A 12,479-nucleotide genomic window follows, 5' to 3' on the forward strand; every position below is an offset into this window, starting at 1 on the left:
CACGACGTCGTCGCAGGACCCCCGCATGAGCCACGCCAGCGCCTCCGCTCCACCGCTCGTTCTGGAGCGGATGAGTTCCTTCCAATGGACCGCCATCGCCATCTGCGTGCTGTTGAACATGCTCGATGGCTTCGATGTGATGGTGATGGCCTTCACCGCGCCGCATGTGTCGGCCGACTGGGCACTGTCGGGCAAGGTGCTGGGGGTCATGCTCAGCGCCGGGCTGGTCGGCATGGCGCTGGGCTCGTTCCTGCTCGCGCCGCTGGCCGATCGCTGGGGCCGCCGGCCGATGATCATCGTCTGCCTGGTGATCCTCACCCTCGGCATGGCCGCCTCGGCGCTGGCGGCCAACGCCTGGCAGCTCGGCGCGCTGCGCGTGTTCACCGGGATCGGCATCGGCGGCATGCTGGCCGGCGTGGGGGTGATCACCGCCGAATATGCCAATGCGAAATGGCGCAGCACCGCCGTGGCGATGCAGGCCACCGGCTACCCCATCGGCGCCACCCTGGGCGGCCTGCTGGCAGCCTGGATGCTGGAGCATTTCAGCTGGCACAGCGTGTTCCTGATCGGGGCCGGTGCCTCGCTGCTGTGCATCCCGCTGGTGCTCAAGTGCCTGCCCGAATCGCTGGACTTCCTGGTCGCGCGGCGCCCGGCCGATGCCTTGCCGCGGCTCAACGCACTGCTGGCCCGCATGCACATGCCGGCCTTGCAGGCGCTGCCGCCGGCACCGGCGCGTGGCGATGGGCGCAAGGGCTATGCGGCGCTGTTCGTCGGCGACCTGCGCAAGGTGGCCGTGCTGATCGCGATGGCGTTCTTCCTCCACATGTTCGCGTTCTACTTCGTGCTCAGCTGGACGCCCAAGCTGCTGGTCTCGGCCGGAGTCTCGGCGCAGCAGGGCATCACCGGCGGGGTGCTGCTCAACCTCGGCGGCATCGTCGGCGGCAGCCTGTTTGGCTGGCTGGCCTCGCGCTGGGCATTGTCGCGGTTGACCGCGGCGAGCCTGCTGCTGGCCATGCTGGCGATGCTGCTGTTCGCCGGCTTCAACACCCGCCTGGAGATTGCCTTCCCGATTGCCTTCGTAATCGGCGCAGCGCTGTTCGGTGCGATGGCCGGGCTGTATGCGGCCGCTCCGGTGGTGTTCGCGGCGGACGTGCGCACCACCGGACTCGGCTGGGCGATTGGCATCGGGCGCGTCGGCGCGATCCTGTCACCGCTCAGCGTGGGCCTGCTGGTCGATGCCGGCTGGTCGCCGGCGGCGTTGTACGTGCTGTGCGCGCTGCCGCTGGCGCTGGCCGCCTGGGCGTGCCTGGGGCTGCGTGTCGGCGTTGGCCAGACGCGCACCTGAGTGCCCGGGGGAAAATGACAATGATGTGCGATTATCGAATCAAGTGGCCGAATATCGGATTGACCGTGCAGGGCGCGCTCCGCACCATGGTCGCTTCCAGAGTCTTCCCGCACGTGGCCGTGCATCGCAGTGCGCGGCAAGGAGCAATGCAGTGATCGACAAGACCGTGGCCAGCGCTGACGCAGCGGTGGCCGATATCCACGACGGCGCCACGGTGATGATCGGCGGCTTCGGCACCGCCGGCATGCCCGATGCGCTGATCGATGCGCTGATCGCACAGGGCGCGCGCGAACTCACCATCATCAACAACAACGCGGGCAACGGCGACAGCGGGCTGGCCGCGCTGATCCAGCACAAGCGCGTGCGACGCATCATCTGTTCGTTCCCGCGGCAGGCCGATTCGCACCATTTCGATGCCGCCTACCGTGCTGGCGAGATCGAACTGGAGCTGGTGCCACAGGGCAACCTCGCCGCGCGCATCCACGCTGCCGGGTCCGGGCTGGGCGCGATCTTCACCCCCACCGGCTATGGCACCGAGCTGGCGGAGGGCAAGGAAACCCGCGAAATCGACGGTCGCCACTACGTGCTCGAGTACCCGCTGCACGCCGACTTCGCGCTGATCAAGGCCCACCAGGGCGACCGCTGGGGCAACCTGGTGTACCGCAAGACCGCGCGCAACTTCGGCCCGCTGATGGCGATGGCCGCACGCTGCGCGATCGTCCAGGTCGACGCCGTGGTGGCGTTGGGCGAGCTCGATCCCGAAGCGGTGGTCACCCCGGGGATCTTCGTGCAGCGCGTGGTCGAACTGCCTGCATCCGCCGCTGAAGGAGCCCGCGCATGAACCGCCTGAGCCGCGAACAGATGGCTGCCCGCGTCGCCCGTGACATCCCGGAAGGGGCGTACGTGAACCTGGGCATCGGCCTGCCGACCACGGTGGCCAACTTCCTGCCGGCCGACAAGGACATTTTCCTGCAGTCGGAAAACGGATTGCTCGGCATGGGCCCCGCACCGGCGCCCGGCGAGGAAGACCCGGACCTGATCAATGCCGGCAAGCAGCCGGTGACGCTGCTCACCGGCGGCTGCTATTTCCACCACGCCGATTCGTTCGCGATGATGCGCGGCGGCCACCTCGACATCTGCGTGCTGGGCGCGTTCCAGGTGTCGGCGCAAGGCGACCTGGCCAACTGGAGCACCGGTGCGGCCGATGCGATTCCGGCGGTAGGCGGTGCGATGGATCTGGCGATCGGTGCCAAGCAGGTCTTCGTGATGATGGACCTGCTCACCAAGCAGGGGCAGAGCAAGCTGGTGGCCGCGTGCAGCTATCCGCTGACCGGCCTGCGCTGCGTGTCGCGGGTCTATACCGACGTGGCCGTGTTCGACTTGGGCAAGGACGGCGCGACCGTGCTGGAGATGGTCGACGGGGTGACGCTGGCGCAGCTGCGCGACCTGACCGGCCTGCCGCTGCAGATGCGTGAAGGAGCCTGACATGAGCCTGCAGGAAACCTATATCGTCGATGGTATCCGCACCCCGATCGGCCGCTATGCCGGTGCGCTGTCGGGCATCCGTGCCGACGACCTGGGCGCGATCCCGATCAAGGCGCTGCTGGCGCGCCACCCGCAGCTGGACCCGGCGCTGATCGAGGAGGTGTACTTGGGCTGCGCCAACCAGGCCGGCGAAGACAACCGCAACGTGGCGCGGATGAGCCTGCTGTTGGCCGGTTTGCCGGTCAGCGTGCCGGGCAGCACCATCAACCGGTTGTGTGGCTCGGGCCTGGATGCGATCGGCACGGTGGCCCGCGGCATCGCCGCCGGCGAACTGGGGCTGGCCATCGCCGGTGGCGTGGAGTCGATGTCGCGCGCGCCGCTGGTGATGGGCAAGCCGGGCAGCGCATTCGCACGCGACCAGATCCTGGAAGACACCACGATGGGCTGGCGCTTCATCAACCCGCGCCTGCGTGAGCTGCACGGCGTGGAAACCATGGGGCAGACCGCGGAAAATGTCGCCGAGCGCTACGCGATTTCACGCGATGACCAGGATGCGTTCGCGCTGCGCAGCCAGCAGCGCACGGCCGCGGCCCAGCAGCGTGGCTTCTTCGAGGGCGAGATCGTCGCGGTGGATGCGCCGGGCCGCAAGCGCGGCGAAAGCGTGCGCGTGGAGCACGATGAACACCCGCGTGCCGACACCACGATGGAGGCGCTGGGCAAGCTCAAACCGCTGTTCCGTCAGCCGGGTACCGTCACCGCCGGCAATGCCTCGGGCATCAACGATGGCGCGGCGGCCCTGCTGCTGGCCTCCGGCGCGCAGGTGCAGGCGCTGGGGCTGACCCCGCGCGCACGCATCCTCGGCTTTGCCAGCGCAGGCGTGGAGCCGGCGGTGATGGGCATGGGCCCGGTGCCGGCCAGCCGCGCATTGACGGCGCGGCTGGGGCTGTCGATCGGCGACTTCGACGCCATCGAACTCAACGAAGCCTTTGCCTCGCAGGGCCTGGCCTGCCTGCGTGAGCTGGGCCTTGCCGATGATGCCGCGCACGTGAACGCCAATGGCGGCGCCATCGCGCTCGGCCATCCGCTGGGCATGAGTGGTGCACGCCTCGCGCTGACCCTGCTGCGCCAACTGGAGGCCAGCGGTGGACGGCGCGGCCTGGCGACGATGTGCATCGGTGTCGGCCAGGGCGTTGCACTGGCCATCGAACGCGTGTGAACCGCGTGCCTTCTTCCTGTTTCACGGCCGCTGCCCGCCTTGCATGGCAGCGTGCCGGTGCCACCCAGCCGCGGCCTCCGGGCCGCCCGCCACTTGGAGTACGCCATGAGCGATCCCACTGACCTGCGCGGTTACCGCAGGCCGTATCCCGGCACCCAGCCGGCGCGCATCCACCTGCCGTATGCGTCCACCCGCCTGCGCGGCCCCGGCCGCGATCCGATCCAGATTCCGGCCACGCTGTCCGAAGTGACCGGGCCGACCCTGGACCGCATCACCCTGGGCGAGCACGCCGCCGACCTCACCGCCGGCTTCAAGGGCCAGCCGCTCGGCGAACGCATCGTGGTGAGCGGGCGCGTGCTGGACGAGAACGGCCGCCCGGTCCGCAACAGCGTGGTCGAAGTCTGGCAGTGCAATGCGGCGGGCCGCTACCTGCACAAGGGCGACCAGCACGATGCACCCCTGGACCCCAACTTCACCGGCACTGGCCAGGTGCTCACCGACGACCACGGCCGCTACCGCTTCACCACGATCAAGCCGGGCGCCTACCCGTGGCGCAACCATTACAACGCGTGGCGGCCGGCGCATATCCATTTCTCGCTGCACGGCGAGGGGATCGGCCAGCGCCTGGTCACCCAGATGTATTTCCCCGGCGACCCGTTGCTGGCCTACGACCCGATCTACAACTGCGTGGACGATCCCAAGGCCCGCGCGCGCATGGTGTCCTCGTTCGACTGGGAAAACACCGCGAACGAATTCGCCCTGGGCTACCGTTTCGACATCGTCTTGCGTGGCCGCAAGATGACCGTGTGGGAGTAAGCAGATGAGTTTCCAATCCACTCCATGGCAGACCGTGGGCCCGTACTACCGGCTGGGCCTGGAACCGCTGTACCGCACCGACATCGCACCGGCCCAGGCGCAGGGCGACCGCGTGCAGGTGCAGGGCCAGGTCTTCGACGGCGTCGGCGTGCCGGTGTCCGATGCGGTGCTGGAGATCTGGCAGGCCGACGCGCAGGGCATCTATGCCCACCCCGAAGACCCGCGCCATGCCGACCACGACCCGGCGTTCGACGGCTGGGGCAGGGTACCCACCGATGAACACGGCCGCTTCGCCTTCAGCACGATCCGGCCTGGCAGCGTGGCCGGCCCGGGCGGGCGCGCGCAGGCCCCGCACCTGATGGTGCTGGTGTTCATGCGTGGCCTGTTGCGCGCCGCCAGCGCACGGCTGTACTTCAGCGATGCGCCCGGCAATGCCGCCGATCCGATCCTCGCGCTGGTCCCGGCCGAGCGTCGTGGCACGCTCATCGCGCAGGCGCAGGGCAATGGCGTGTACCACTGGGACGTACGCATGCAGGGCGAGCACGAAACCGTGTTCTTCGATTACTGATGTGGCCTCCACGCCTGCCAACGGCCGGCGCGGGTAAGCTGTCCCGGTCCTGGATGGAGCTGGTTTGATGCACGATTCGCATTCCCTGCTGGGCGGGTTGTTTGGCGATCCGGTGGTGGACGCCCTGTTTACCGACGCCGCGCGGGTGCAGGCGATGCTCGACGTGGAAGCGGCGCTCGCCCGCGCGCAGGTGCGCTGCGGGGTGATCCCCGCCGCCGCGCTGGCCCCGATCGAGGCCGCCTGCCAGGCCGGACACTACCCGCTTGATGCGCTCGGCCAGGCCACCGCGCTGGCTGGCAACCCGGCCATCCCGCTGGTCAAGGCGCTCACCGCGCAGGTGCGCCAGCACGATCCCGACGCGGCGCGCTGGGTGCATTGGGGGGCCACCAGCCAGGACATCATCGACAGCGGCGCCATCCTGCAGTTGCGTGACGCGCTCACCCGCGTCGAGGAGCGGCTGCAGGTGCTGTGCGCCGCGTTGGCGGGTCTTGCCGATGCCGAGCGCGATACCGGGCTGCCCGGGCGCACCCTGCTGCAACAGGCCGTGCCGGTCACCTTCGGGCTGAAGGCGGCGGGCTGGCTGGATGCGCTGCAGCGCAGCCGACGACGATTGCAGGCGCTGCGCAGCGATACGCTGGTGCTGCAGTTCGGCGGTGCCGCCGGCACGCTGGCCTCGTTGCAGTCGCGCGGGCTGGACGTAGCGCTGGCGCTGGGCGACGTGCTCGACCTGCCGGTGCCGGCGCTGCCCTGGCACACCGCACGCGACCGCATCGCCGAACTCGGCAGCGCCTTCGCGCTGCTCACCGGGACCCTTGGCAAGATCGCCACCGACATCGTGCTGCTGATGCAGTCCGAGGTCGCCGAAGCGTTCGAGCCAAGCGGCGAGGGCAAAGGCGGCTCCTCGGCGATGCCGCACAAGCGCAACCCGGTGGGGTGCGTGGCGGCGATCGCCGCGGCCACCCGCGTGCCGGGCCTGCTGTCCACGCTGTTCGCGGCGATGCCGCAGCCGCATGAGCGCGCTGCCGGGCAGTGGCACGCCGAATGGGAGACCGTGCCGGAGATCGTGCGCCTGTGCGCCGGCAGCCTGGCCCAGGTAGGCGTGGTCGTGCAGGGCCTGCAGTTGGACCGCCCGCGCATGCAGGCGCACCTGGACAGCCACGGTGGCCTGCTTTACGCCGAAGCGGTGGCGGTGACCCTGGCCGGCACGCTCGGCAAGGCCGCCGCGCACGCACTGGTGGAAGAAGCCGCGCGGCGTGCGCTGGCCGAGTCGCGGCATCTGCGCGACGTCCTGCAGCAGATGCCCGAGGTGGCCGCGCAGCTGCCGCCCGCACAGTTGCAGGCGTTGTTTGCCGCCGACAGTTGGCGCGGCATGGCCGATACCTGGATCGACCGCGTGCTTGCGCGCGGCTGATCCGTTTCCTGGAGTACTGCATGCCGTTCCTTGATCTGCCCCTGCACCGCATTCACTACCGCGTCGATGGACCGGTGGATGCGCCCTGGCTGACCTTCTGCAACTCGCTGGGTACCGACCTGCACATGTGGGATGCGCAAGTGGACGCGCTGGCCGCGCAGTTCCGCATCCTGCGCTACGACCGCCGCGGCCACGGCCAGTCCAGCGCGCCGCCGGGCGCGTACAGCGTGGCCGACCTGGGCGCGGACGTGCTGGCCCTGTGGGACCACCTCGGGGTGGAGCGCAGCCATTTCTGCGGGCTGTCGATCGGCGGCCTGACCGGCCAATGGCTCGGCCTCCATGCCGGCGCGCGGCTGCGCACGCTGACCGTGGCCGCGACCGCGGCGAAGATCGGCACGGCCGAGAGCTGGCAGGCGCGCATCGCGCAGGTCGAGCAGGACGGGCTGCAGCCGTTGCGCGCGGGCACCGCCGAACGCTGGTTCACCCCGGCCTTCGCTGCCGCGCAACCAGCCGTGGTGGACGACATCCTGCAGCGCTTCGTCGCCACCCGCGTGGCCGGTTACATCGGCTGCTGCCATGCCGTGGCCACGGCCGACTTCCGCGGTGCGCTGGCCGGCATCACGGTGCCGACGCTGGCCATTGCCGGCGATGACGACCCCGTCTGCCCGCCATCGGACCTGGCGGCGATCGCCGCCGGCGTCGCGCAAGGGCAGGCCATCGCGGTGCCGGGCCGCCACATCTGCAACCTCGAATCGGCCGGTGCGTTCACCGACGCGCTCGCCGCACACCTACGCTGAACCGGCCAGGTGCCGACCGTGGGTCGGCACGCCCACCCCAACAGAGGCATCCCCAATGGACGAACAGGAACGCTACGAAGCCGGCCTCGCGGTACGCCGCGCCGTGCTCGGCGAAGCCCACGTGGAGCGCTCGCTGCAGGCGCGCACCGATTTCACCGAGGAGTTCCAGGCCTTCATCACGCGCACCGCGTGGGGCACGGTATGGACGCGCGATGGCCTGCCACGGCACACGCGCTCGTTGCTCACCATCGTGATGATGGTGGCGCTTGGCCACGACGAAGAATTCAAGCTGCACATCCGCGCGGCGCGCAACAATGGCGTCACCGCCGACCAGATCAAGGAGGCGCTGCTGCAGGCGGCGATCTACTGTGGCGTGCCGGCGGCCAACCATGCCTTCGCACTGGCCAGGCCGATCCTGGAAGAACAGGCCAACGAACCCGCGCCCTGACGGAAGGGCCGGCGGCTGGCCGGCAGCCCTGCAAGGCGCAACGGCGCGTTACTGCAACAACGTCCCCAGCCGCTGCGCCGCCTCACGCAGGCGCGGCAGCAGCTGCGACTGCATCACGCCCAGGCTGATGCGGCCGGCCTGGGTGCCGATGTTCAACGCACCCACCACGTTGCCACTGCGCGCATGCACCGGCACGGCAATCGAGCGCAGCCCGATCTCCAGCTCCTGGTCAACCAGGGCGACGCCTTCGCGACGGACCCGCTCCAGGGTATCGAGGAACTCGTCCATGCGGGTCACGGTGCGCTCGGTACGCGGTCGCAGCGGGTTGCGCTCCAGGTAGCTTTCCAGCGTGTCGCGCGGCAGTGCGGCCAGCAGCACGCGGCCCATCGAGGTGCAGTACGCCGGCAGGCGGCTGCCGGCACGCAACCCGATCGACATGATCCGCACCGTTTCGGCACGTGCCACGTACAGCACGTCGTCGCCATCGAGCACGCCCAGCGAGCAGGACTCGTGCACATCGTCGCGCAGTGCATCCAGCACCGGCTGCGCGGCGGCGGTCATCGACGAGGACGCGACGTACGCCCCGCCCATGCCCAGCACGCGCGGCAGCAGCACGAAGCCGCGGCCCTGTTCGCCCACGTAACCGAGCTTCTCCAGCGTGTACAGCACGCGGCGCACCGCGGCGCGGGAAATCCCGGTCTCGGTGCTGATCTGCGACATGGTCACTTCGCGCGGATGTTGCGAGAACACGCTCAGCACCACCAGGCCACGGCCCAGCGAGGTCATGAAATCCGGATCGCCCTGGTTGTCCTGTATCTGCTGCATCAGCTCATGGCTGAGGCCGCGGTCCTGCGGCGGGGCAGGGACGCGCTTGGGGCGACGGCTGGGAGGTACGGCGGACATGGCGGTGTGTCGTGCTCGGTGATCGTGCATGGTAAAGGCTGCACGCAGCGAAGCGAAGCCGATGCGCCACGGTCGGGCGACCGTGGCGCGCGTGGCTCAGTGCGCGGTCGGCAGCGCGTAGGCGATCACGTAATCACCGCGATCCGGCGACTGGCGCGCGCCGCCGGCGGAAATCACCACGTACTGGCGCCCGGTCGTCGGCGACACATAGGTGATCGGCGTGCCCTGGCTGCCCACCGGCATCCGCGCCTTCCATACTTCCTTGCCGCTGCGGCTGTCGTAGGCACGCAGGTAGTAATCCTGGGTACCGGCGAAGAACAGCAGGCCGGACTGCGTGGCCAGCGAGCCGCCCAGGGTGGGCATGCCGATCGGGATCGGCAGGCGCATCTTGATGCCCATCGGACCGGTGTCCTTCACCGTGCCCACCGGCACCTGCCAGACCAGCTGGTGGGTGGCCAGGTTGATGGCCGACAACGTGCCGAACGGTGGCTTCTGGCAGGGAATGCCGAGCTTGGACAGGAAGCGGTCGCGCAGCGAGCCGTACGGCGTACCGGTCTGCGAGGCCGCGCCCATTTCCACGCCGCCGGCGCCGGTGGTCATCTGTGCACGCGGGATCAGCTTGGTCCACAGGCCCAGGCGCATGTCGTTGACGAAGAGGTAGCCGGTGGTCGGATCGACCGACGCGCTGCCCCAGTTCATGCCGCCCAGCGAGCCAGGCCACTGCAGCGCCAGGTCCTCGCCCGGCGGGGTGAACATGCCGTCGTAGCGGAAGCCCTTGAACTGGATGCGGCACAGCATCTGGTCGATCGGCGTGGCGCCCCACATGTCCGATTCGGTCAGCGTCTGCGCGCCGATCTGCGGCAGGCCCACCGACAGCCGTTGGGTGGGCGAATAGCGCTCGCCGTCGGCGTGGCCCTGCGGTGCCTGGATGTCGCGCACCTCGGTGATCGGCTGGCCGGTGGCGCGGTTGAGCATGAACACCTGGCCAGCCTTGGTGATCTGCAGCAGTGCCGGCAGGGTGCCACCCTTGCCGTCGGGCACGTCGGTGAGGGTGGGCTGTGCGGGCAGGTCGTAGTCCCACAGGTCGTGGTGCACGGTCTGGTAGACCCAGCGCTCCTTGCCGGTGGCGACGTCGAGGGCGACCACGGCCGAGCTGTACTTGTCGTCCTGCGGAGTGCGCTCGCCGGCCCACTGGTCCGGGGTGGTGTTGCCGGTCGGCAGGTAGACCAGGCCCAGCTGCGGGTCGTAGGCCATGGAGGTCCACACGTTCGGGGTGGCGCGCGTGTAGTGGATGGACGGATCCAGCGGCACGTCCGGGGTCTCCTTGGACAGGTCCCAGACCCAGGCCAGCGCACCGCTGCGCACGTTGTACGCGCGCACCACGCCGGACGGCTCGCCGACCTCGATGTTGTCGGCCACGCGGCCGCCGACGATCACCAGCTCACCGGCCACCAACGGCGCGGCGGTGAGGGTGTAGAAGCCGGGCTTGATCTCGCCCATGCCGACCTTCAGGTCGACCACGCCATTGACGCCGAAGTCCGGGCAGGCCGCACCGGTGGCCGCATCCAGGGCAAACAGGCGCCCGTCGATCGAGGTCATCAGGATGCGCTTTTCGCACAACGCCGGGGCGGGGGGCGCGGCGGCCAGGGCGGGCGCCGGGGGTGCGGGGGCGGGGGCAGCGACCGCGGCGGCCACGGTCGGCACGCCCGCGATCGGCAGGCTGGCGTCGAAGTAGCCCAGTCCACGGCAGCGCTGCCAGTTCGGCGCGGTCGCCTTGGGATCGAACGACCAGCGCTGCTTGCCGCTGTCCACGTCCATCGCGATCACCTGGTTGTGCGGCGTGCACACGTACAGGGTCTGCCCGATCTGCAGCGGGGTGACCTGGTCCTCGGCACCGAAGCCGTCGCTCTGCGGGACATCGCCGGTATGTGCGGTCCAGGCGACCTGCAACTGGTCCACGTTGTCCGGGGTGATCTGGTCCAGCGCGGCGAAACGGGTGCCGCCGGTGGTGTTGCCCCAGTGCATCCAGTCACGCTGTTCGCTGCCTTTGGCCACCGGCACCACGGCCGGTCGCTGGCCCTGCGCGGTCACCACCGGGCGCGGCTGGAACGCCGAGACGGCAGTGGCGAGCAGGCCGACCAGCAGCAGCGCGGCCACGCCGTACGCGCCGCGCCCGGTTGGCACGCCGCGGGCGCGCCGCAACGCGGGCCAGGCCAGCGCCACCAGCAGCGCCAGCACCGCCGGCATCACCAGGCGCGAGACCAGCGGCCAGAATTCCAGGCCCGCATCGGCCACGGCCCAGACGGCGGTGGCCACGAAGGCCACGCCATACACAAGCGCGCCCGCGGGGCGGCGTGCGGCCACCAACACGCCGGCCAGCAGCGAGGCGGCGCCCATCAGCAGGAAGTACACACTGCCGCCCAATTGTACCAGGCGGATACCGCCGACCAGCAGGGCCAGGCCGAACAGCATGACCAGCACGCCGAGCAGGATGACCAGGATCCGGCAGGTCGCCGACTGTTTGTTGTTCTCGTTCACGTTGCATGAACCTCTACAGAGGAAACCCGTTGCCGACCGGCAGCGGGCAGGCCCGCGCGCGACCAGCGTGGCGGGGACCGTCGGGCGTCACCTTGCCTGCATGCATCGCCTGGCGACAGCGCGACGGATGTTCCGCTGCTTATCGCGGAAACGAAGTGAACGACCGGTTAGGGCGATTATCGCACCGATGTGCGATTTACGCGTGAACTTGCCATGCCATCGCTGGAACGCAGCAACGCAGCGGCCGTCGGTCGCGGGCGGTGCCCGGCCGAAGCGTTTACCCTATGCCACCCGTTTGGTTTCCCCGCCCATGACCGAGTCTTCCGCCACGCCCACCTGGGCCGGCCGCCTGCGCGACATCGCCGACTTCCCCAAGCCGGGCATCCTGTTCAAGGACATCATGCCGCTGCTGGCCAACGGCGAGGATTTCGCCGCTGCCATCGATGCGATGGTCGAACCGTGGCGCACGGCCAACCTGCAGGCGGTGATGGGCATCGAATCGCGCGGTTTCATCCTGGGTGCGGCGATGGCGCGCGTGCTGGGCGTGGGCTTCGTGCCGGTGCGCAAGCCGGGGAAGCTGCCGGGCCGCACGCTCAAGCAGGACTACACGCTGGAATACCGCACCGACAGCATCGAAGTGCATGCCGATGCGTTGCCGCCGGGCGCGCGCGTGCTGATCATCGATGACGTGCTGGCCACCGGCGGCACCCTGCTGGCGGCACTGTCGCTGGCGCGCCAGTTGCAGGTCGAGGTGCTCGGCGCCGCGGTGCTGGTGGAGCTGGCCGGCCTGGGCGGGCGCGAGCGCTGGGCGGCGGATGTGCCGCTGCTGGCCAACCTGGTGTATTGACGCCTCGGCGCGGTGGCCATGCCACCGCCTACTGTAGAGCCGACCGTTGGTCGGCTGCTGTTGATTGGCTGGCGTTGATCGGCTGGCGTTGATCCAGCTCCGGTA

Annotated in this window: 12 protein-coding genes; 10 read left to right on the forward strand and 2 right to left on the reverse strand. The window is 69.7% G+C overall.

Annotation, left to right across the window (positions count from 1 at the left end; translation table 11 throughout):
* Positions 1 to 25: 25 nt before the first annotated feature.
* From AC06FD_RS10610 to pcaC, 9 genes are all read left to right on the forward strand, one after another.
* Positions 26 to 1,345 (forward strand): MFS transporter, encoded by a 1,320-nt coding sequence (locus tag AC06FD_RS10610; RefSeq protein ID WP_449336093.1) that lies wholly within the window; start codon positions 26 to 28, stop codon positions 1,343 to 1,345.
* A 151-nt stretch (positions 1,346 to 1,496) separates the two neighbouring features.
* A complete protein-coding gene (locus AC06FD_RS10615; RefSeq protein ID WP_478077744.1) occupies positions 1,497 to 2,186 on the forward strand; it encodes a 3-oxoacid CoA-transferase subunit A in 690 nt (229 codons plus the stop codon).
* Positions 2,183 to 2,830 (forward strand): 3-oxoacid CoA-transferase subunit B, encoded by a 648-nt coding sequence (locus AC06FD_RS10620; RefSeq protein ID WP_259208371.1) that lies wholly within the window; start codon positions 2,183 to 2,185, stop codon positions 2,828 to 2,830. The genes AC06FD_RS10615 and AC06FD_RS10620 overlap by 4 nt, the downstream gene beginning before the upstream one ends.
* A 1-nt stretch (position 2,831) precedes the next feature.
* The gene (gene pcaF / locus AC06FD_RS10625; protein ID WP_478077745.1) at positions 2,832 to 4,046 is read left to right on the forward strand and encodes a 3-oxoadipyl-CoA thiolase; all 1,215 of its coding nucleotides are present in this window, start codon (positions 2,832 to 2,834) and stop codon (positions 4,044 to 4,046) included.
* 105 nt (positions 4,047 to 4,151) lie between these two features.
* Positions 4,152 to 4,862: a protocatechuate 3,4-dioxygenase subunit beta gene (gene pcaH / locus AC06FD_RS10630; RefSeq protein WP_259208373.1), complete on the forward strand. Its 711-nt coding sequence runs from the start codon at positions 4,152 to 4,154 to the stop codon at positions 4,860 to 4,862.
* A 4-nt stretch (positions 4,863 to 4,866) separates the two neighbouring features.
* On the forward strand, positions 4,867 to 5,430 hold the full coding sequence (pcaG, locus tag AC06FD_RS10635) for a protocatechuate 3,4-dioxygenase subunit alpha (protein ID WP_259208376.1): 564 nt from the start codon (positions 4,867 to 4,869) through the stop codon (positions 5,428 to 5,430).
* Positions 5,431 to 5,497: 67 nt separating this feature from the next.
* Entirely contained in the window at positions 5,498 to 6,841 is a 1,344-nt protein-coding gene (locus AC06FD_RS10640) for a 3-carboxy-cis,cis-muconate cycloisomerase (protein ID WP_478077746.1), read from the forward strand.
* A 20-nt stretch (positions 6,842 to 6,861) separates the two neighbouring features.
* Positions 6,862 to 7,638 (forward strand): 3-oxoadipate enol-lactonase, encoded by a 777-nt coding sequence (gene pcaD, locus AC06FD_RS10645; RefSeq protein WP_394164853.1) that lies wholly within the window; start codon positions 6,862 to 6,864, stop codon positions 7,636 to 7,638.
* Between the two features lie 55 nt (positions 7,639 to 7,693).
* Positions 7,694 to 8,086: a 4-carboxymuconolactone decarboxylase gene (pcaC, locus tag AC06FD_RS10650; protein ID WP_449336099.1), complete on the forward strand. Its 393-nt coding sequence runs from the start codon at positions 7,694 to 7,696 to the stop codon at positions 8,084 to 8,086.
* Between the two features lie 48 nt (positions 8,087 to 8,134).
* Here pcaC and AC06FD_RS10655 read toward each other — a convergent pair whose 3' ends face one another.
* Together AC06FD_RS10655 and AC06FD_RS10660 are read right to left on the reverse strand one after the other, a co-directional pair.
* The gene (locus AC06FD_RS10655) at positions 8,135 to 8,989 is read right to left on the reverse strand and encodes an IclR family transcriptional regulator domain-containing protein (protein ID WP_259208385.1); all 855 of its coding nucleotides are present in this window, start codon (positions 8,987 to 8,989) and stop codon (positions 8,135 to 8,137) included.
* Between the two features lie 96 nt (positions 8,990 to 9,085).
* Positions 9,086 to 11,527 carry a membrane-bound PQQ-dependent dehydrogenase, glucose/quinate/shikimate family gene (locus tag AC06FD_RS10660; protein WP_478077747.1) on the reverse strand — a complete coding sequence of 814 codons (2,442 nt, stop codon included), beginning with the start codon at positions 11,525 to 11,527 and terminating at the stop codon, positions 9,086 to 9,088.
* Positions 11,528 to 11,837: 310 nt separating this feature from the next.
* Between AC06FD_RS10660 and AC06FD_RS10665 the strand changes: the two genes are divergently transcribed.
* Positions 11,838 to 12,374, forward strand: coding sequence for an adenine phosphoribosyltransferase (locus AC06FD_RS10665; RefSeq protein WP_478077748.1), 537 nt, complete (start codon positions 11,838 to 11,840; stop codon positions 12,372 to 12,374).
* Positions 12,375 to 12,479 lie beyond the last annotated feature (105 nt).

Source organism: Stenotrophomonas sp. Steno-Z1, assembly GCF_056393175.1.

What these genes read in the sequence shown, in the direction of transcription:
- AC06FD_RS10620 (WP_259208371.1), top strand. Translation starts at nt 2,183, where the DNA reads ATGAACCGCCTGAGCCGCGAACAGATGGCTGCCCGCGTCGCCCGTGAC.
- pcaF (WP_478077745.1), top strand. Translation starts at nt 2,832, where the DNA reads ATGAGCCTGCAGGAAACCTATATCGTCGATGGTATCCGCACCCCGATC.
- AC06FD_RS10665 (WP_478077748.1), top strand. Translation starts at nt 11,838, where the DNA reads ATGACCGAGTCTTCCGCCACGCCCACCTGGGCCGGCCGCCTGCGCGAC.
- pcaC (WP_449336099.1), top strand. Translation starts at nt 7,694, where the DNA reads ATGGACGAACAGGAACGCTACGAAGCCGGCCTCGCGGTACGCCGCGCC.
- AC06FD_RS10655 (WP_259208385.1), bottom strand. Translation starts at nt 8,989, where the DNA reads ATGTCCGCCGTACCTCCCAGCCGTCGCCCCAAGCGCGTCCCTGCCCCG.
- AC06FD_RS10610 (WP_449336093.1), top strand. Translation starts at nt 26, where the DNA reads ATGAGCCACGCCAGCGCCTCCGCTCCACCGCTCGTTCTGGAGCGGATG.
- pcaG (WP_259208376.1), top strand. Translation starts at nt 4,867, where the DNA reads ATGAGTTTCCAATCCACTCCATGGCAGACCGTGGGCCCGTACTACCGG.
- AC06FD_RS10640 (WP_478077746.1), top strand. Translation starts at nt 5,498, where the DNA reads ATGCACGATTCGCATTCCCTGCTGGGCGGGTTGTTTGGCGATCCGGTG.
- pcaD (WP_394164853.1), top strand. Translation starts at nt 6,862, where the DNA reads ATGCCGTTCCTTGATCTGCCCCTGCACCGCATTCACTACCGCGTCGAT.
- pcaH (WP_259208373.1), top strand. Translation starts at nt 4,152, where the DNA reads ATGAGCGATCCCACTGACCTGCGCGGTTACCGCAGGCCGTATCCCGGC.